Origin of the sequence: Pseudopedobacter sp., from assembly GCF_040392825.1 — a bacterium.
Lineage (GTDB): Bacteria > Bacteroidota > Bacteroidia > Sphingobacteriales > Sphingobacteriaceae > Pseudopedobacter.
The window spans coordinates 1-18640 of record NZ_JBEBVH010000002.1; the positions used below are offsets into that span (position 1 = coordinate 1).

An 18640-nucleotide genomic window follows, 5' to 3' on the forward strand; every position below is an offset into this window, starting at 1 on the left:
ACGAAAACGGCAGAGCAAAATCTACAATAACCTCGTCTATCAATATTTTTGGGGAAAAGATAAAAAGTATCAAAGGCCATGACGGGAAAGAATCTTTATCCATAAAAAAATCTAAAGATATTTTTGGCAGTGAGATAATCAGCATCAAAGGAGCAAACAGTACCGACGATGGTACGGTAACCACCTCTACCAACATTTTCGGAGATATTATTACTACGGTAAAAGATTCTAATGGACAGGAAGTCCTTTCTATTAAGAAATCTAAAGATATTCATGGTGATGAAACAACAACTATAGACAGGAAGAGTAACAACTCTGATTCTATAAAAAAGGCAATGAATATGCTCCGACTTTTACAGATGAATTTTTAACAAGAACAACAAAAGTTATTAGGAACTCATAGGGTAATCCACCATATACTAAACTACTCAAACACAGACATCTGCTATATATTAAAATCATCTAACTATAGGATGAATTGCAAAAAAATGTTAAATTTTTTGATTTTTTTTAGACCCTCTATAAATTCGATTCAGAAACTCTAAATTATTAATTTAAACCACATTAAAGATCTATGTCGAATAGAGAAAAAAGGCTTCGGTTAATTTTTCTGGGCATTATTTTGATGGTTTTCACAAAACTAAATGCTCAGAGTGTACAACTCTACACCACCTATCCCAAAATCTCAGTCTCTCCCGGAGAAGTAGTAGATTACAACATCGAGTTAATTAATAACAGCAATGGTGTTAAAACCAACGACATCTCCCTGTCTGCTCTTCCAAAAGGTTGGCATTACGAACTCAAATCGGGCAATTATGTTATAGACCGACTCTCTGTCCTTCCGAAAGATCGGAAAACTTTAAACTTAAAAATTTTCGTTCCCGGTATGCAGGCCAAAGGTTCTTATACATTTTATGTGTCTGCAGGGAATGAAGCAAGATTACCACTTACTATTAAGATAACAGAAGAAGGTGTTTCAAGCTCCGAATTAAGTTCGAACCAGACCAATATGGAGGGTTCTGCCAACTCGACATTTACCTACAATGCGACATTGTTTAACAGATCGTCAGATAGCCAGGTTTATGCTTTGTCTGCAAACGCCGCCTCAGGATGGGGTATCGTATTTAAATCTGAAGGTAAACAGGTAAGTTCAGTTAATATTGAGCCCAATCAACGTAAAGATATTATAGTTGAAATTAATGCGCCTGAAGGAGTAAAAAAAGGGAGTTATAAAATACCTGTTAGAGCCACCAATGCCAATAATCAGTCGGAAATCACGTTTGAAGTCGTCATAACAGGATCCTATAAACTAGAATTAACTACCCTATCAGGAGCATTAAGCACCACAGCGACCAGTGGATCGGTCAAAAAAATGCAGCTGTTGGTAAAAAATACCGGAGCTTCAGACCTTAGTCAGATTAACATGTCATCGGAAGCCCCAGCCAACTGGGAAGTCATATTTGAACCAACCAGAATTACTACGCTAAAAGCTGGTGAATCTGCCACGGTCAACATGAGTGTTAAACCGACATCCAATGCCATAGCAGGCGATTATGTGTTAACTGTCTCTGCCAGATCATCAGAAGCAAATGGTCAGGCACAATTCAGAATTACTGTAGAAACTTCGATTCTGAGAGGATGGCTCGGAATATTGTTAATCGCATTGGCTATTGGCGGAGTATATTATTTGATTCGTAAATATGGAAGGAGGTAATAAGTGTGGATACTCCTATTATTTCTATAAAAGGGCTTAGAAAAGTATATCATAACCATATTGCGGTAAATCATCTTGATCTTGATATACACAAGGGAGAAATATTTGGTCTGCTAGGTCCAAATGGCGCTGGAAAATCTACTACTATCCTCATGATACTAGGGCTAACAGAACCAGCTTCCGGCTCGGTTCTGGTTGATGGAATAAACCCGCAGACGCACCCTGTTGATGTCAAGAAACTGGTTGGATATTTACCGGACAATATTGGCTTCTATGAGCAAAGGACTGGTTTAGATAATCTTGTTCTGGTTGCTGAGCTTAATGGTTATAGTTATAACGAAGCACTCGGAAAAGCTAAAGACCTTATTACTACAGTTGGGCTTAAGGAAGTGGGTAATAAAAAAGTATCAACCTATTCGCGCGGAATGAAACAGCGTCTTGGACTGGCTGATACACTTATTAAAAACCCCAAAATTATTATATTGGATGAACCTACGCTTGGACTCGACCCCACAGGTGTTAAAGAATTTTTAGCTCTCATTCAGAAACTTAGTAAAAAAGAAAATCTTACAGTTTTACTTTCTTCGCATCATCTTCACCAGGTACAGGAGGTTTGCAACAGAGTGGGAATTTTTGTTAAAGGAAATCTGATAGCACATGGTAAGGTTCAAGATTTGGCTCATCAATTATTTAGAAATAATGGTGTAACGACCTTATTAGATACTGGTCTCAATGATACAGATGAGATAAACGCCATAAAATCTAGACTCCTGAATATTGATGGTATAGAACATACAGATATGAATGGAAAGCAAATTGCTATTCATCATTCTTTTTCGTCCAATACTCCTTTGATAAAAGCGTTGTCAGATCAGGAAGTACCAATCAGGCAAATACTGCAAAAAGGCTATGACCTTGATGATATTTATTCGTATTATTTTGAGGAAAACAGATTATGAAAAAAGCTGATTTCAATTTTAGATCTTTCAAAATACTCATTAAAAAAGAAATTTCAGATTATATAAAAAGCTGGAAATTCATTATCTTATTGGCTATTGTATTATTAACCTGTGTAGCATCTTTATACAATTCGTTATCTGTTTTAAGGAAAAACATACCTGCCCCGAATGATCTGGATTCAGCTTTCTTCTTTCTAAAAATTTTCACTAGTTCCGACGGGACTTTACCTCCATTCCATGTGTTTGTAGGTTTTCTGGGACCTCTTTTAGGAATATTTTTAGGTTTTGATGCTGTAAATTCAGAATTTAACAATAGAACAATCAGCCGAATTTTGTCGCAGCCTATACACAGGGACAGTTTTTTAAACTCTAAGTTTACAGGGGCGATACTTATAATAGCCAGCCTGTTTAGTACACTGTTTTTGCTTACTACCGGCGCTGCTATAATCTGGACAGGTTTGTCTCCTACCTGGCATGAATGTGGCAGATTATGCCTCTTTTTACTATTAAACATTGTATATGTTGGATTCTGGCTTAATCTCTCTATCCTTTTTTCGGTTTTATGGAGATCTCCGGCCACTTCTGCTCTTATTGGTATTGCAATATGGCTATTCTTCACTATCTTTTTCCCTTTAATTGTAAACGTGATTGCAAAAAGAATGATGCCAGCCCCTTATTCGTCTTACCAGGAAATAAAAGCTTATCAGGACTTCATATTGACTATCACACGCTTTGCGCCAAATCAGCTCTTTGACGACGGCACAAATATATTGTTAATGCCTTCTATACGTAGCCTTGGCCCTTTAAGTATGGAACAAGTACAAGGTGCAATCCCTTCTCCCCTGCCAATATGGGAAAGTATAAAAATTGTATGGAGTCAATTAACAGGTTTACTGGCTGCTACGATTATATGTTTTGCATTGTCTTATTTTAGTTTTATGCGCAGAGAAATAAGAGCCTAAACAAATTGATTTTATAAATCTGAGCATGAGTTAATGGAGATATTGTAATGACGAACACTCTCAAGAAGGAAACATTATTGTACGACAGAAGGGAGACTGCTCATCAGATCCGATTCTGAAAGAGATCTCCCGACTTCATTGTCTTGCAGAATAGATGGTTCGCTCTCGACAGCAAGCGTTCTGAAACAGTATTATATTTCCTCTGCATCTTCCGGCTTGTCACTAATCTTCATTAATGTCAGTTTCAGACCTGCATCTTCAAATTTTTGTTTCGCTTTTTCTTCATCAATTTTTATATAACCAAATGTATCGTAATGCATCCCGATAATTTTTTTGCAGTTGATAAATTTCGCCGCTATTATGGCATCATCTACTCCCATTGTAAAATTATCGCCAATGCATAGGAAAGCATGGTCTATATCATAAAGTTCTCCTAATAACTTCATATCAGATATTAAAGCCGTATCTCCGGAGTAATAATAGGTCTTGTTCTCGGTTTTCACCAGAAATCCGCCGGCTGTACCTCCGTAACTTCCATCCGGCAAGGAATTAGAGTGTGCAGCATATGTCATTTTAACATTACCAAAATCAAAGTCCCAGCTTCCTCCCAAATTCATAGGATGAACTTTTTCAGCACCTTGTTTCGAAGCCCACTGCACCAATTCAAAAGAACTTATAATGGTTGCTCCAGTTCTTTTTGCTATATCGATTAAATCTGCAACATGGTCGCTATGACCGTGAGAAACCAGTATATAGTCACATACAATTTCATCTATATTGATATCTCTGGCCAATTCATTGGGAGAAATGAACGGATCTATCAGGATTCTTTTCCCTGCAGCTTGCAGTAAGAAACAAGAATGTCCAAAATAATTTACTTTCATAGTGCATTTGAATTATTATTTACCAAAAAGTTTACCCAATGCTCCTAAACCGCCCATGCTTCCCAACATCTCTTGTGTCATAGCGGCAGTTTCCGATTGCGAAATATTATCTGCCTGTTCAAAGGCTTTATTTAATGCTACAACCAGTAACTCTTCAATTTCTTCTTTATCAGCATTTTTAAAAAACTCTTCATCAATCTTCACTTCCTTTACTTTTTTATTGGCTGTTACTATTACCTGAATAGCGCCACCCTCGGCCTCTCCTCTTACGCTGATGCTATCTAAGCGCTTTTTTATTTCTTCTGCTTTTTGTTGAGCTTCAAACAATTTATCAAACATATCTTTAGTGTTTTAGTTTATTAATATTTAGTTCATTAACAAAACAATGTGTTATTAGAAGTTCCGAATTTTAATCTCCCGAACCAAACCATCGAACTTTAGCTTGAAATTAAGAATTCTAATCAAAATCGGAACTGCTTCCGTCTCTTCCATAAGCTCCTTTTCTAATTACCGGCATTTTTAGATGTTTGTATAAATCATCTAAATGCAAGAGACTACCGTTCGTTAAATTTCCCAGAAATGCTATAACAATTTCGTTATTTAAATCTCTCACGTATATATTTCTAAAACCATGCCACCAACCTGTATGATAAACCACTTTTTCTCCATTTTTGCCATCAAAAATTCGCCATCCATAACCGTAATTAAAATGCCCGTTTTGGGGTTTATTTCTTCCCGTGTACATAGAGTCTAAGCTCTGCTGACTTAATAAACGTCCATTTTTTAGTGCATGATCGTAAAGTATTAAATCTTTAATTGTAGAATATATCCCCTTATCGCCTACAGGACCATCTAAAAAGTTTTGCGCTACAGAATACCTCCATGTCCTATCATGCCCAACAACATCTACCGGAATTTTATCATAAACTGCGGTTGAATAAACATGGGTATTTTTCATACCTGCAGGTTTAAAAATATGCTCCATCACATATTCCGCATAACTTTTACCAGTAATTTTTTCTATAATAGCGGCCAACACCATGTAATTGGAATTATTATAATGGAAAGTCCTATCAGGACTTGTATATGGTGTGGGTTTATGCTCTGCAATAATATTCATTACATCTTCATTGGTGATTCCCTTACGCATATTTCGTTTTTCTTTTCTCCAGATATCATCTACAAAGTATACATAATTCATCATTCCGCTACGATGGGGAAGCAACAGTCTGATAGTAATATTGTCGTAAGGGAAATTGGGGAAATATTTTTTCACGTTATCATCTAAAGATAGCTTTCCTCCTTCCAGCAACTGCATAATTGCAACGCCAGTGAATGTTTTAGTAACGGAGGCAAGTTCAAATTCAGAATCTATTTTAAGGCTGTCTCTTAGCAGGTAATTTGCCCAACCGTAACTTCCCTGGAATAAAATTTTTCCCTTTTTTGCTACAATAACATTTCCGTTGAAACCATATTTTTTATGAAGGTTTCGCATGAAATCGGCAATGTAGGGATCTTCATTTTTTTGATCATAAACTAATAAAAGGCTATCGGTTTTATCATCTTTATCTGTCCTGGCTTTAGGATCTTTCTTTTCGTTTCCCGATAGAGAACATGAGGAATAAACAACTACAGAAAATACGGCAATAGCTAAGGTTCTAAATAATCTCATCAAATAATATCGTTTTTTACAACCAAAAATTATAAAGCTGGCAAATTAAAAATTATATATTCAATAATTAAGGCTTAGTTTTAAACATTTAGGCCAGTTTCCCTTCTGAAGTTGTCTGTTTTCAGTTGATATCCTTTTTCATGTATAATTTATAACCGAAAAACTCCTAACCCACAACCAAAATAAAATCATAAATTTGGCTGTTAATCAAAAATCAGTAAAAATGGAATACAGAATTGAGCATGATACCATGGGTGAGGTTAAAGTTCCTGCAGACAAATTCTGGGGAGCGCAAACCGAACGTTCAAGAAACAATTTTAAAATAGGTCCGGAGGCGTCTATGCCGAAAGAAATCATTTACGCTTTTGCTTACCTGAAAAAAGCGGCAGCTATGGCAAATGCTGACCTGGGTGTGTTATCTGCTGAAAAAAGAGAGCTTATTGCAAAAGTCTGTGACGAAATCTTAGAAGGAAAATTGGACGATCAGTTCCCTTTGGTAATCTGGCAAACTGGTTCTGGGACTCAGTCTAACATGAATGCGAATGAGGTTATAGCATATCGCGCTCATGTGAATAATGGTGGTTCTTTACTTGATGAAAAGAAAATTCTTCATCCTAATGATGACGTTAATAAATCTCAGTCGTCTAATGATACTTTCCCTACCGCAATGCACATCGCAGCATATAAGCAGGTAGTAGAAATAACTTTACCGGGATTGGAATTGCTAAGAAACACACTGGCTAAAAAAGCAGAAGCATATAAGGATATAGTTAAAACAGGCCGTACCCATTTTATGGATGCGACACCTTTAACATTAGGACAGGAGTTTTCTGGTTATGCACAACAAATAACCAATAGCATCAGAGCGATTAACAATGCTTTAGAGATGATTAAAGAATTGGCTTTAGGCGGCACCGCAGTCGGTACCGGCTTAAATACGCCAAAAGGCTATGACGTTCTGGTAGCAAAATATATAGCAGATTTAACAGGATTACCTTTCGTAACAGCTCCTAATAAATTCGAGGCATTAGCTGCTCACGACGCCATGGTAGAGTTATCTGGGGCATTAAAAAGAGCCTCCGTTTCTTTAATGAAAGTTGCTAATGACATCAGAATGTTATCTTCTGGTCCTAGATGTGGTATTGGCGAAATTATCATTCCTGATAACGAACCCGGATCTTCTATTATGCCGGGGAAAGTTAACCCTACTCAACCAGAAGCATTAACAATGGTTTGTGCTCAGGTAATTGGTAATGATGTTGCCGTTTCGATAGGCGGTACAAACGGACACTTTGAATTGAACGTATTTAAACCGGTAATGGCAGCTAACGTTTTACAATCTGCGCGTTTAATTGGTGATGCCTGTGTTTCTTTCAATGACCATTGTGCAGCAGGTATCGAGCCAAATTTGCCGGTTATTAAACAACATCTTGAAAATTCATTAATGCTGGTTACTGCTTTGAACCCACATGTGGGGTATGAAAACGCGGCAAAAATTGCAAAGAAAGCACATAAAGAAAATAAAACTTTAAAAACCGCTGCTGTAGAATTAGGTTTATTAACTCCTGAACAATTTGATGAATGGGTTAGACCTGAAGATATGGTAGGTTCTTTAAAATAACACAAAAAGCCGGGTGTTTTTAAAGCACCCGCTTTGTCTTACCGAGTAGAATGCAGAAATCGTTTTTAGTTTTTATTATTTCATTGGCCATAAGTTCTTGTGCCTTTAATCCCCCGCCAGACAATTCCGGGAAGGAATTTTTACAGGGCTTTTGGACAGAAGATTCGATACCTTTTGAAGATAAATTGGTTTCTTATGAAAAGTATCATTTCAGATTCGTTTGTGATTCTTTTTATTTAAATATTAAAAACTACTCAAAAATAAACCTGAACGGTGGCGAATGTTACAATCAAAATGAATGGCAGGAATATGTTAAAGGGACTTACAAAGTTAGACAGGACACTTTACATTTAGAAGGTGCATTTGTTAGCTCTACTTACCGTTTTAAACCACAGGGAGATTGCTATCGTTTTGGAAATTTCAAGGAAGAGTTTATAATTAAAAAAATAAGTGCAGATACATTAATGCTTAATAACACCGTTACTTCTCTTCCACATATTATAGTTTTGAAAGAGAAATTAAGCTGCAATACAACAGCACAAAATTAAGTAGAAGGCATGAAAATATTAATGGTGTGCCTGGGCAATATTTGCCGTTCTCCATTGGCACACGGCATTTTAGAACATTTAGCGAAACAAAAGGGATTCGACTGGGAAATAGATTCGGCCGGTACAGGTTCCTGGCACATTGGTAATCAACCAGACAGGCGATCTATTGCTGTTGCTAAAAATTATGGGGTAGACATTACTTCTCAAAGAGCAAGACAATTCAGCACTAAAGATTATGATCTTTACGATTTTATTTTTGTAATGGACGAAAACAATTATAAAGACGTTATAAGATTAGCAAAAACGCAGGAGCATAAAGAAAAGGTAAGCTTGTTTATCCCAAATGGTGCCGTACCAGACCCCTATTGGGATGATAGTCAATTTGATTCGGTTTATCATCTTATTCATGCACAATGCGAAAAATTGATAGAATCATTAAATAAAGAAAAACTAACAAAATGAAGAGATTAATCCTGTTTATTTTATTGGCTTGTAGTTTAGCTACTTTTGCTCAGAAAAAAACAAAAAACCTTGATTATTATTACTACTCTGCAAAAGAAGACCCAACATTCGTAGCTTACTTAAAAGCAAAAAAGAAATTCGATAACAAAAAAACTGATTTTAAACTTCCAAAATCGGAAGCAGCGGTAAAAGAAATAGAACAAAACCGTGAAAAAATCATGCGGAACGAAAAAACCTATGCTGAATTTCTGAGTAAACACGGTATGAAAAACTCAGGAGAATATGCCAGTCTATGGTTTAACCAATTAACAGCATTAAAAAATTTTCTTAAAAAGAACCCTGAATTTTCTGCACTTTCTGCAAAGCAAAGGCAGGACATAATAGATAAATGGTATTTTTCGGGAGAATTTAAATAAGATAATCGTCGTTTTGACTGATCATAGGGAATGGAGGAATCTCTTCATTACATGTAGAAACCTAAATAAAGTGCGTTTTGGGTTATAAATTTTCCACTCCTTACGATTAGTTGAAATGGCATAAGTTTCAATCGCTCCTCCAGTATTTGTGTTTATTCTTATAATACCTAACTGAATAGTTTTCCTGAAAGCCAACCTTTTAAAATCACTTTCAGATAGCTCACTAGCCTGCGGTAAATTTAATCCTAAATTATCTTCCAAATCCTTATTTTTGCGGCATGGCAACTATTAAGGCTTCGGTTCCAAAAGGCACAAGAGATTTTGGCCCTATAGAAACTCAAAAGAGGAACTACATTTACAATACCATTAAATCAGTTTTCAGGAAGTATGGATATCAGGAAATCCAAACTCCTACCATGGAGAACCTGGATACGCTTACCGGAAAATATGGCGAGGAAGGCGACAAACTGATCTTCAAGATATTAAACAGTGGAGACTTTTATGAAAAAGCTTTATCTAAAAAGCCTGCTGATAATGTTTTCAGTTCCAAAAGTATCTTATCACTAATTTCAGAAAAAGCTTTACGTTACGATTTAACGGTCCCCTTTGCCCGTTTTGTGGTGATGCACCAAAATGAAATCACTTTTCCTTTTAAAAGATTTCAGATACAACCTGTTTGGCGAGCAGACAGACCGCAAAAGGGAAGATACCGGGAATTTTATCAATGCGACGTAGATGTTGTCGGTTCTGATTCGCTATTAAATGAAGCGGAGTTCATTTGTATTTACGATGAAGCATTGACCAAACTTGGATTAAAAGATTTCAGCATTAAGATTAATAACCGAAAAATATTGACCGGAATTGCCGAACTAATTGGTAAACCGGGTCAGATTGTCGATATGACGGTAGCTATTGATAAACTGGATAAAATTGGATTGGAGGGTGTAGAAAACGAACTTTTATCGAAAGGTTTTACTTCTTCAGATCTGGAAATTCTAAAACCAGTTATTCTACTAAATGGCAATAATGAAGAAAAGTTAGACCGACTGAAAGATATTCTTAAAAATTCTGAAAATGGGTTGAAAGGAATAGAGGAAATTGAAACCGTTTTAGCATATCTGTCAAACTTCGAGATTAAAACTGCTCAAATTGAGTTAGACCTTACTTTAGCCAGAGGCTTAAACTATTATACAGGTTGTATTTTTGAAGTAAAAACGAATGAAGTTGCAATGGGTTCTATTGGCGGCGGTGGCCGTTATGATGATCTTACCGGAATGTTTGGTTTAAAAAATCTAACAGGAGCCGGAGTTTCTTTCGGTGCAGATAGAATTTACGATGTTCTGGAAGAACTGGATTTATTTCCAAAAGCATCTGAAGAAAGTACAAAAGTACTCATCTGCGTATTCGGGGAAGAAGAAGAACGATACGCTATTCCGGTTTTAGCTAAATTGAGAAGAGCTGCTATCAATTCAGAGCTCTATCCCTTTGGTTCAAAAATGAAGAAACAAATGCAATATGCAAATGACAAGCATATTCCTTATACCATTGTAATAGGTGGGGATGAAATGCAAAGTGGCAAATTGGCTTTTAAAAACATGGATAGTGGCGAACAACGGCAGATAACTGTTGAGGAAATCATAGAATTGCTATCAAATGCTTAGCCGTTTAACTGTTTAATCGCAAAGAACACTAAGAGATTATAAAGCGCACAGAGATTTAATCGCAAAGTGTACAAAGTCTTATGTGAATTTTGCGGTTAAATAATCTCTTTCAGGCATTTTCATGGAATGTTGTATCCAGGATAGCCGTTTCAAATTCTTCTACCGGATATTTACTTTCAATCAGGCTAATTAACATCTCCGCTGCTTTTCTGCCCATTTCAAATGCAGGCTGTCTTACAGCAGAAAGAGACGGAGTTAAGAGTTCAACCACATCGGAATTACTAAACCCTGCAATCAATATATCGTTCTTTATATTATATTTTTTTAATGCCGCCAGACATCCGGTGCTTAATCTGTCACTTGCTACAAATATTGCATCTGGCTTATCTGGCATATTTAAGAAATATTTAACTGCATCTTCTACTTCCTGTTTGTTACTACCACCATATTTACAATACCTTACCAAATCAGGGTTTGGCTCTATTCCATGCTTTCTCAAAGCGTCCTCGTAACCTGTTTTTCTTTCCGAAGTGATAGATAGCTGAGAAGCATTGGCTAAATGCGCAATTCTTTTGCAACCTTTATTAATCAGGTATTCGGTTGCTTTAAACGCTCCTTCCTGATTATTGCTGGTTACTTTGTGTGTATTAATCGAATCTAATATCCTATCAAAAAAAACAATCGGCAAACCTTGCTGATGTAGTTTTATTAAATGGCTATAGTCTTTGGTTTCGGCACTTAACGAAATCAACAGACCATCTACAGATCTATTGGCTAAGTGTTCGGTGTTAATTACTTCCCGGCTATATTTATCGTGTGTTTGCGAAATAATAACATGGTATCCCTTACTATAAGCTATTGACTCTACCCCGTCAATTGCCTGAGAAAAAAACTGGTTGGCCACTTCACATACTACCACACCAATAGAATAACTCCTTCTTTCTCTAAGGCTTAGCGCTATAGGGTTTCGCTGGAAATTAATCTTCTCTGCATACTCCAGCACAATCCTTTTGGTCTCTTCGCTTATTTCATACCCTCCGCGTAAGGCTCTGGAAACTGTTGAGGTAGATAGGTTTAACGCCTTAGCAATATCTTTAATTGTAGTAGGTTTAAACATGAATTCGGCTTTGTATACATCTTAAAAGTAGGCAAATACTAGGTTATTTAAAAATTAAAAAGTTAAAATGACAATATTCTCTAAAAATCGACGTAGGTAAAAAATAGCATTTATTCCTACATTTGCAATATGACAACTTTTGCCAGAGATTTTATAAACACTTCTGCAGAGAAGGCTTTCGATAAGGAACACAGAGATATCATTAATTATAACATTGGCAAATATGATGTTGCGGTAAGTCGTGGATTATCAAGATTGGTTAATCTGGAACATGCTAAAAGAAAGGGGCATGTAATTAAGTGGAAGGTTATGGAAAACCTGGATAAATTACTTCCTGAGTTTGAAGCTAATTTTCAGAAAAAAGGAGGTAAAGTTATCTGGGCAAACGATGCCGCCGAAGCCAATAAAGAAATCCTAGAAATCCTTAAAAGACATCAGGCGAAAAGTGTCATTAAATCTAAATCAATGGTTACAGAGGAAATCCACCTAAATGATTTCCTCGAAAAAAATGGTATCGAATCATTAGAGTCTGATCTGGGAGAATACATTGTACAGCTACTTGGTCAAAAACCATATCATATTGTGACTCCTGCAATGCATCTTAACAAAGAAAAAATTGCAGAGCTTTTTCATAGAAAATTCGGTACACCATTAGATGCTACACCAGAACAGTTAACTTTAAAAGCCAGAGAGCTGCTAAGAGACAAATATTTAACTGCTGATGCTGGTATTACTGGCGCTAACTTTTTAATTGCCGATTCGGGTAGTATTGCTCTTACCGAAAATGAGGGCAATGCCAGATTAACAACAACGTTTCCAAAGATACATCTTGCCATTGTGGGAATCGAAAAAATGATTCCTTCTTTTGCAGATCTGGCTCTTTTCTGGCCTATGTTGTCGACTCATGGAACCGGTCAGAACTTAACTGTCTATAATAGCATTTTAAGCGGCCCAAAACAAGCACATGAAACGGATGGTCCGGAAGAAATGTATGTTATTCTGTTAGATAATGGCCGTACTAATTTGTTGGCACAAAAAGAGCAAAGACAAGGTTTATATTGCATCAGGTGTGGCGCATGTTTAAATGGGTGTCCAATATATAAGAATATAGGCGGACATACTTATGAGACCACCTATAGCGGTCCAATTGGCTCAATTATTACGCCTCATCTTCAGGGGATGAAAGACTTCAAACATCTAAGCTACGCATCCAGCCTTTGCGGAAAATGTTCAGAGGTGTGCCCGGTTAAGATAGATATCCACAAAATGCTGTTATTGAACCGTAGAGACGCTGTTAATGAGAATTTAAGTACTAAAGCAGAGAACATAGGTTGGTTTTTCTGGAAAAAGGCTATGACGAACAGAAAACTGGTCGATCTTTTTGGCGGAAAATGGAAAAACTTCTTTTTAAAGAACTTCTTTTCGAAATTGTGGGGAAAGAGCAGAGTACTTCCGGAAGTAAGCAAAAAATCTTTTAGTCAGGAATGGAAGGAGAATAACGGAATTAAGAAAGATGCATAATTAACTATCTTAATCAAAAGCGATTATATATCAATAATATCTTCTACGCTTTTATCTCCGTTTTAAACTAGGTATCATCTTTGTGGGTTTTTATAAAAATAAAATCCATCAACCATGAAAAAAATTCAATTCCATGTATTGACTGTATTTGCCTGTGTTGCACTTTTATCTTGTGGTGGTTCCGGAGAACGGAAAACTGAATCAAATTCAACTACAAAACCCGAGATTAAATCTACTGAACCCCAGGTAACCAGTTCTGCCGCTCCATTATCTCAGGAGATAGTATTGGAAGGCAATGATCAAATGAGATTCAACACTACAGAATTTAGGGTTAAAGCGGCAGACCCCATCCATTTAACATTGAAACATGTAGGAACCATGAAAAAAGACGTTATGGGACATAACGTTATTGTTCTCAAAAAAGGCTCGGATCTGAATGCTTTCGCTGCCGAAGCAATTAAAGCTAAATCGACAGACTATATTCCGACATCTCTCAGCAACGAAATTATTGCCCATACAAAATTGTTAGGTGGAGGCGATTCCGATACCATTACATTTACTTTAGAAGAACCGGGGACATACGAATTTCTTTGTTCTTTTCCGGGACATTCAACATTTATGAAGGGTAAAATCATAGCAGAATAAACAAATGAATGTAAATCACAGGAGTTATTTAATAGGCTTACTGTTCCTTGTAAATCAATAATACTAATTGCATTTGAGGTGCTGTCTGTTACCTTTGTACAAGCATAACAGACAGCGCCGCTTTTCTCAATTCCCTGTTGGGTAACGGAGATTTTTAGTCCTTCCCGACGTCTATTTTAGATTACTTTTTTATGAAATTGCTTTCACTTCTGCCAACGGGCTAAAGAGATAGATCTTGCCGGTAGAAATCTCAAGGCATTTATAGCGGGTTCTGTTTCTGGTAAGTTTTTTAAACTTTCGTCCGGTTTTAATTTCAAAAATTTGGTTTTCTGTAATTTCCGAAATATTTACATATTCAGAATCCTGCTTAACATCATACTTTTTCAGCACAGAAAAAAGCCCCTGATCTGTACAGCTCGAAGCTGCCGGATTTTTCAGGTATTTCGCTAAGGCCTTTTCAATATCTAAAGGAAAAATAGTCATTTCAAAAAATGGGATCATCATCCTTTTAAAGTTATTTTTCCATTCCGTTCCATGCGGCTTAACCCTACTTTTCCATTGATTATAAGTAAGCAAATGTGCAAACTCGTGTACAGTAGTAATTAAAAAAGCATAACGATTTAAATTATGGTTTACGGAAATACGATGCCCAGCTCCCTGATATGGAGCCCTATAGTCACCAAATTTAGATTCTCTGCTTTTGGTAATCTTGAATTCGCATTTATACTTATCTATCCATTCGGCTATAAGCAAAGCAGCCTTTTCCGGCATATATTCAGTCAATATTTTTACTTTGCGGTCTTCCATAGAAAGATTGCTATTTTAGTAGCTGATAGGCTATAAGAGCAGTTATATAAGCCAAAGTTGTCATATAAACAAATTGTATAGCAGGCCACTTCCATGATTTTGTTTCTCTATGAACAATCGCAACTGTACTCATACATTGCATTGCAAAAGCATAAAAAAGCATTAAAGAGATACCAGTGGCTACCGTATAAACCGGCAACCCGGTTTTCGGATTTATAGAGGCTGCCATCCTTTCTCTAATCGTATTGGTATCTTCATCTCCACCATCTACACTGTAAATTGTTGCCATAGTCCCTACAAATGCTTCACGCGCTGCAAACGAGGTAATAATACCTATTCCTATCTTCCAATCATATCCCAGAGGTCTTATTATCGGTTCTATCGTATGTCCCAAGATACCAATATACGAGTTCTCCAATTTCTCCTTGGCAATTAAAACTTCTATATGCGCCGCTTGCTTTTCATTTGCAGAAGCTAATTCCTTTTCATATTTAGCTTCAATCTGTTCGAATCTACCTCCCGGGCCAAAGGTTGCCAATACCCATAAAATAATAGAAATAGCAATAATTACTTTACCGGCTTCTATAACAAATGTTTTGGATTTATCGTACATCGTGAGCAATACGTTGTTCCATCTGGGCATACGGTATACAGGCATTTCCATTACGAAGTAACCTTTATCCCGTGACTTAATGATTTTTTTCATTATCCATGCTATTACAAAAGCTGCCACCAAGCTTAGTATATAAAGCCCCATTAAGACCAATGCCTGCTGGTTAAATATTCCAAAGACTTTTTCTTCAGGAATTATTAAAGATATCAGCAATGTATAAACGGGTAAACGGGCAGAGCAACTTACCAAAGGAACAACCATAATAGTTATTATCCTGTCTTTCCAGTTTTCGATGGTTCTTGCGGCCATAATTGAAGGTACTGCACAGGCTAAACCGCCTATCATCGGCACTACAGATTTACCATTCAGCCCAACTTTTCTCATTAGCCGGTCCATCATAAACGTAACCCGGGCAATATAGCCGGTTTCTTCTAAAATGGAAATAAAGGCAAAAAGAATAGCTATTTGAGGGATAAAAATTACAATTCCTCCTAAACCTGCGATTATCCCGTCTAAAATCAAATCAGTTAGTAACCCTGCAGGAAGCTTTTCGTGTCCTACCTCAGAGATCCAAACAAATAAACCTTCTATCAAATCCATAGGATAGGAAGACCAGGAAAAAATAGCATTGAAGATAAACAACAAAATGCCGAAGAAGATTACGAAACCCCAAACTTTATGGGTAAGCACATGGTCTATTTTATTACTGATATTTTCTTCTAATGCGACAGATCTATGACTTACCGTATCTGAGAGAATATCATTAATATAGTTGTAACGTTCTATGGTTTCCTTCGCCTGAGATTCCTGTGTATGGAAATTATGTTTCCCTTCAAGTTCTTCTACTCTATTACTTTTTTCTTTAGAAAGGTATCTTAAATACTCATGCTGATGTGCAACCTGTAAGGCTACATAAGGATTCTCAATAACTAACTCACCCTGAATATCAGCTATTAAATCAGGAGCCAGACTAACGACATCAATGGTATCATTCTGCAACGGTAAACGGGTAGAATGAGCAATAGCCGACTTCAATTCTTCTAAACCTCTACCTTTTCTTGCTGCTAAAGGAACAACGGGAACATTTAGTTTTTTTGCAAGACCATCAATATCGATATCAATATTTCCTTTTTCGGCCTGATCCATCATATTTAAAGCTACGATTACCGGGAGCTTTAAATCTGCAATTTGGGTATAAAGCAGCAGATTTCGCTTCAAATTTGTTGCATCAGCAACTATAATTACCAGATCCGGGTAAGATGACTGGCTGGGATCAGACAATACCTGAAATACAATAGACTCGTCTATACTTTTCGGATATAAGCTATAAGTACCTGGTAGATCTATTATTTCCGCGATTTTCCCATCAGGGAGTTTACAAGTACCCGATTTTTTATCGACAGTTATTCCCGGGAAGTTCCCGACTTTTTGATTTAGTCCTGTTAATGCGTTGAAAATAGTAGACTTTCCGGTATTCGGGTTACCTACTAATGCTACTCTGATGCTATGTTCCAATACAATCTTAAATTAATTCTATAGTTGCGGCTTCCTGTACTCTTAGAGATAATTGATAACCAGAAACGCTAACAGCTATTGGGCAACCTAAGGGGGCAATCCTTTCTACTCTTACAATTTCTCCTGGCAAACAACCCATTTCCATTAATTTAACAGACATTTCTAAGTCAGTAAACTCTTTAATGATGCCTTGTTCGCCTTTATTTAATTGAGAAAGTTTCATATCCTGATTATGATTTGCTCCGAATTTACACCTTATTTATAATAATTCCAAATAAGGTATTTAAGTAAAAGAATGAAGTATTGAAAGTGACTAGAAATTTACATTTCTACTAGAAAACTTAGGACATTTACAACCTTGCTTAAAAACTGAACATGAATAAAAAAGCAACGTAAACAATGTAATCAGTAAAATGAGAAAATATTTTTTATGCATGCTTGAACTTCCTGTGCAATATCATGTAACTAAAGATAGCCATACCTACGCCTGCCATATCCGAAAAGAAATCCCACCATTCTGCCGATCTGTAAGTAAAAACTTTCCATTGTAAAATTTCTATTCCTCCACCAATAAACGCCGTTAACAAGATGATTTTGATTATGGTAAGCCAGCTATATTCGTAACTTTTTTGCTGTTTTATCTTTCCATATAAAAGCAATACGGCCAATACAAAAAAGAAACCTAAATGGCACATTTTATCAAAACCTTCAAAAAATTTCTCTGATGAAGGAAGATCTGCCGAAGGCAAATTACAAAGTATCAGGACTAAGCCAGTCCAAAGAATTGCCCATCCCTGATACTTTATATCTTTTAACATTTTTTATGCGCCTACTAACTGTATGTATTCTTCTGCCGACAAAAGACCTTTGCTTTCTGCTGTTGGTAAACTAACTTTTACCATCCAGCCTTCGCCGTAAGGATCTGAATTCACTAATTCGGGACTTGCATCTAATTGAGGGTTAAGTTCCAATACGGTAGCCGTTACAGGCATAAATAAATCTGACACCGTTTTTACGGCTTCTACGGTACCAAAAATATCACCTTCTGCTACTTCCGTACCCACCGTATTAATGTCTACAAATACAATGTCTCCAAGTTCTCTTTGCGCAAAATCTGTGATGCCGATGTAAGCAAAGTCTGCTTCTACTCTAACCCATTCGTGGTCTTTAGTATACTTTAATTCTGCTGGAAAATTCATTTTAGTTATTTCTGATAAATTATTTTTTGTCTATTATTCTGCGTTCTCAGTCTCTGTCTTATCTCCCTCAACTTTGTTTCCTCTCATATGGATTACTAATCCATTCAGGAAGTTCCTTAATACCTGATCTCCACATTTTTTAAAATTTGGATGATCTTCTTTTCTAAAAAAGGCTCCAAGTTCGCTTTTTGTAATCCGGAAATCCACCAGTTTCATAATCTCGATGATTTCATCATTACGTAAATGCAATGCGACTCTTAGCTTTTTAAAAATCTCGTTGTTACTCATCCTTCAAATTTAGTCCCAAAATTAGAATAAATGTTT

21 protein-coding genes are annotated in these 18640 nt (G+C 36.5%); 11 read left to right on the forward strand and 10 right to left on the reverse strand.

The genetic code is table 11. The features are described 5' to 3' along the window. From ABWO41_RS00270 to ABWO41_RS00285, 4 genes are all read left to right on the forward strand, one after another. A partial coding sequence (locus tag ABWO41_RS00270) for a hypothetical protein (RefSeq protein ID WP_353131870.1) occupies positions 1-371 on the forward strand: 371 nt, incomplete at its 5' end. 203 nt (positions 372-574) lie between these two features. Next, positions 575-1714, forward strand: a complete 1140-nt coding sequence (locus ABWO41_RS00275; protein WP_353131872.1) for a COG1470 family protein — start codon at positions 575-577, stop codon at positions 1712-1714. A gap of 5 nt (positions 1715-1719) precedes the next feature. After that, positions 1720-2673, forward strand: a complete 954-nt coding sequence (locus tag ABWO41_RS00280) for an ABC transporter ATP-binding protein (protein ID WP_353131874.1) — start codon at positions 1720-1722, stop codon at positions 2671-2673. After that, entirely contained in the window at positions 2670-3635 is a 966-nt protein-coding gene (locus ABWO41_RS00285) for an ABC transporter permease (RefSeq protein WP_353131876.1), read from the forward strand. Before ABWO41_RS00280 ends, ABWO41_RS00285 begins: the two co-directional genes overlap by 4 nt. A 191-nt stretch (positions 3636-3826) precedes the next feature. On the opposite strand, the gene ABWO41_RS00290 is transcribed toward ABWO41_RS00285, so the two are convergent. The 3 genes from ABWO41_RS00290 to ABWO41_RS00300 all read right to left on the reverse strand — a co-directional run bounded on the left by ABWO41_RS00290 (position 3827) and on the right by ABWO41_RS00300 (position 6191). Continuing rightward, positions 3827-4519 (reverse strand): metal-dependent hydrolase, encoded by a 693-nt coding sequence (locus ABWO41_RS00290; protein ID WP_353131878.1) that lies wholly within the window; start codon positions 4517-4519, stop codon positions 3827-3829. 15 nt (positions 4520-4534) lie between these two features. Next, positions 4535-4858 carry a YbaB/EbfC family nucleoid-associated protein gene (locus tag ABWO41_RS00295; protein WP_353131880.1) on the reverse strand — a complete coding sequence of 108 codons (324 nt, stop codon included), beginning with the start codon at positions 4856-4858 and terminating at the stop codon, positions 4535-4537. Between the two features lie 118 nt (positions 4859-4976). Beyond that, a complete protein-coding gene (locus ABWO41_RS00300; RefSeq protein ID WP_353131882.1) occupies positions 4977-6191 on the reverse strand; it encodes a serine hydrolase domain-containing protein in 1215 nt (404 codons plus the stop codon). A 223-nt stretch (positions 6192-6414) separates the two neighbouring features. Between ABWO41_RS00300 and fumC the strand changes: the two genes are divergently transcribed. The 5 genes from fumC (at position 6415) to hisS (ending at position 10899) form a co-directional block, all read left to right on the forward strand. Beyond that, positions 6415-7812, forward strand: coding sequence for a class II fumarate hydratase (gene fumC, locus ABWO41_RS00305; RefSeq protein ID WP_353131884.1), 1398 nt, complete (start codon positions 6415-6417; stop codon positions 7810-7812). Positions 7813-7862: 50 nt separating this feature from the next. Then, complete coding sequence (locus ABWO41_RS00310; RefSeq protein ID WP_353131886.1) at positions 7863-8360, forward strand: hypothetical protein; 498 nt, start codon at positions 7863-7865, stop codon at positions 8358-8360. Between the two features lie 9 nt (positions 8361-8369). Further along, on the forward strand, positions 8370-8822 hold the full coding sequence (locus ABWO41_RS00315) for a low molecular weight protein-tyrosine-phosphatase (RefSeq protein ID WP_353131888.1): 453 nt from the start codon (positions 8370-8372) through the stop codon (positions 8820-8822). After that, positions 8819-9238 carry a hypothetical protein gene (locus tag ABWO41_RS00320; RefSeq protein ID WP_353131890.1) on the forward strand — a complete coding sequence of 140 codons (420 nt, stop codon included), beginning with the start codon at positions 8819-8821 and terminating at the stop codon, positions 9236-9238. The genes ABWO41_RS00315 and ABWO41_RS00320 overlap by 4 nt, the downstream gene beginning before the upstream one ends. 278 nt (positions 9239-9516) lie before the next feature. Continuing rightward, complete coding sequence (gene hisS, locus ABWO41_RS00325) at positions 9517-10899, forward strand: histidine--tRNA ligase (protein WP_353131892.1); 1383 nt, start codon at positions 9517-9519, stop codon at positions 10897-10899. A gap of 109 nt (positions 10900-11008) precedes the next feature. Here the strand turns inward: hisS and ABWO41_RS00330 are convergent, their stop codons facing one another. Further along, positions 11009-12016 carry a LacI family DNA-binding transcriptional regulator gene (locus ABWO41_RS00330; RefSeq protein ID WP_353131894.1) on the reverse strand — a complete coding sequence of 336 codons (1008 nt, stop codon included), beginning with the start codon at positions 12014-12016 and terminating at the stop codon, positions 11009-11011. A 129-nt stretch (positions 12017-12145) separates the two neighbouring features. Here ABWO41_RS00330 and ABWO41_RS00335 point away from each other — a divergent pair, with 129 nt between their 5' ends. Together ABWO41_RS00335 and azu are read left to right on the forward strand one after the other, a co-directional pair. Further along, a complete protein-coding gene (locus tag ABWO41_RS00335; RefSeq protein ID WP_353131896.1) occupies positions 12146-13537 on the forward strand; it encodes a LutB/LldF family L-lactate oxidation iron-sulfur protein in 1392 nt (463 codons plus the stop codon). Positions 13538-13651: 114 nt separating this feature from the next. Then, positions 13652-14182, forward strand: coding sequence for an azurin (azu, locus tag ABWO41_RS00340; RefSeq protein ID WP_353131898.1), 531 nt, complete (start codon positions 13652-13654; stop codon positions 14180-14182). Positions 14183-14371: 189 nt separating this feature from the next. Here azu and ABWO41_RS00345 read toward each other — a convergent pair whose 3' ends face one another. From ABWO41_RS00345 to ABWO41_RS00370, 6 genes are all read right to left on the reverse strand, one after another. Continuing rightward, on the reverse strand, positions 14372-14989 hold the full coding sequence (locus ABWO41_RS00345; protein WP_353131900.1) for a SprT family zinc-dependent metalloprotease: 618 nt from the start codon (positions 14987-14989) through the stop codon (positions 14372-14374). Between the two features lie 10 nt (positions 14990-14999). After that, positions 15000-17117: a ferrous iron transport protein B gene (gene feoB, locus ABWO41_RS00350; RefSeq protein WP_353131902.1), complete on the reverse strand. Its 2118-nt coding sequence runs from the start codon at positions 17115-17117 to the stop codon at positions 15000-15002. A gap of 7 nt (positions 17118-17124) precedes the next feature. After that, on the reverse strand, positions 17125-17340 hold the full coding sequence (locus ABWO41_RS00355; RefSeq protein ID WP_353131904.1) for a FeoA family protein: 216 nt from the start codon (positions 17338-17340) through the stop codon (positions 17125-17127). Positions 17341-17545: 205 nt separating this feature from the next. Further along, on the reverse strand, positions 17546-17935 hold the full coding sequence (locus ABWO41_RS00360; RefSeq protein ID WP_353131906.1) for a VanZ family protein: 390 nt from the start codon (positions 17933-17935) through the stop codon (positions 17546-17548). Between the two features lie 3 nt (positions 17936-17938). Next, positions 17939-18316: a glycine cleavage system protein GcvH gene (gene gcvH / locus ABWO41_RS00365; RefSeq protein WP_353131908.1), complete on the reverse strand. Its 378-nt coding sequence runs from the start codon at positions 18314-18316 to the stop codon at positions 17939-17941. 33 nt (positions 18317-18349) lie between these two features. Continuing rightward, positions 18350-18604, reverse strand: a complete 255-nt coding sequence (locus ABWO41_RS00370; protein WP_353131910.1) for a DUF1456 family protein — start codon at positions 18602-18604, stop codon at positions 18350-18352. Between the last annotated feature and the right edge of the window lie 36 nt (positions 18605-18640).

Coding starts and splice junctions, on each gene's coding strand:
- gcvH (WP_353131908.1), bottom strand. CDS start 18,316: ATGAATTTTCCAGCAGAATTAAAGTATACTAAAGACCACGAATGGGTT.
- ABWO41_RS00320 (WP_353131890.1), top strand. CDS start 8,819: ATGAAGAGATTAATCCTGTTTATTTTATTGGCTTGTAGTTTAGCTACT.
- ABWO41_RS00295 (WP_353131880.1), bottom strand. CDS start 4,858: ATGTTTGATAAATTGTTTGAAGCTCAACAAAAAGCAGAAGAAATAAAA.
- fumC (WP_353131884.1), top strand. CDS start 6,415: ATGGAATACAGAATTGAGCATGATACCATGGGTGAGGTTAAAGTTCCT.
- ABWO41_RS00310 (WP_353131886.1), top strand. CDS start 7,863: ATGCAGAAATCGTTTTTAGTTTTTATTATTTCATTGGCCATAAGTTCT.
- ABWO41_RS00345 (WP_353131900.1), bottom strand. CDS start 14,989: ATGGAAGACCGCAAAGTAAAAATATTGACTGAATATATGCCGGAAAAG.
- ABWO41_RS00285 (WP_353131876.1), top strand. CDS start 2,670: ATGAAAAAAGCTGATTTCAATTTTAGATCTTTCAAAATACTCATTAAA.
- ABWO41_RS00330 (WP_353131894.1), bottom strand. CDS start 12,016: ATGTTTAAACCTACTACAATTAAAGATATTGCTAAGGCGTTAAACCTA.
- ABWO41_RS00275 (WP_353131872.1), top strand. CDS start 575: ATGTCGAATAGAGAAAAAAGGCTTCGGTTAATTTTTCTGGGCATTATT.
- ABWO41_RS00300 (WP_353131882.1), bottom strand. CDS start 6,191: ATGAGATTATTTAGAACCTTAGCTATTGCCGTATTTTCTGTAGTTGTT.
- azu (WP_353131898.1), top strand. CDS start 13,652: ATGAAAAAAATTCAATTCCATGTATTGACTGTATTTGCCTGTGTTGCA.
- ABWO41_RS00290 (WP_353131878.1), bottom strand. CDS start 4,519: ATGAAAGTAAATTATTTTGGACATTCTTGTTTCTTACTGCAAGCTGCA.
- hisS (WP_353131892.1), top strand. CDS start 9,517: ATGGCAACTATTAAGGCTTCGGTTCCAAAAGGCACAAGAGATTTTGGC.
- ABWO41_RS00335 (WP_353131896.1), top strand. CDS start 12,146: ATGACAACTTTTGCCAGAGATTTTATAAACACTTCTGCAGAGAAGGCT.
- ABWO41_RS00355 (WP_353131904.1), bottom strand. CDS start 17,340: ATGAAACTTTCTCAATTAAATAAAGGCGAACAAGGCATCATTAAAGAG.
- ABWO41_RS00360 (WP_353131906.1), bottom strand. CDS start 17,935: ATGTTAAAAGATATAAAGTATCAGGGATGGGCAATTCTTTGGACTGGC.
- ABWO41_RS00315 (WP_353131888.1), top strand. CDS start 8,370: ATGAAAATATTAATGGTGTGCCTGGGCAATATTTGCCGTTCTCCATTG.
- ABWO41_RS00370 (WP_353131910.1), bottom strand. CDS start 18,604: ATGAGTAACAACGAGATTTTTAAAAAGCTAAGAGTCGCATTGCATTTA.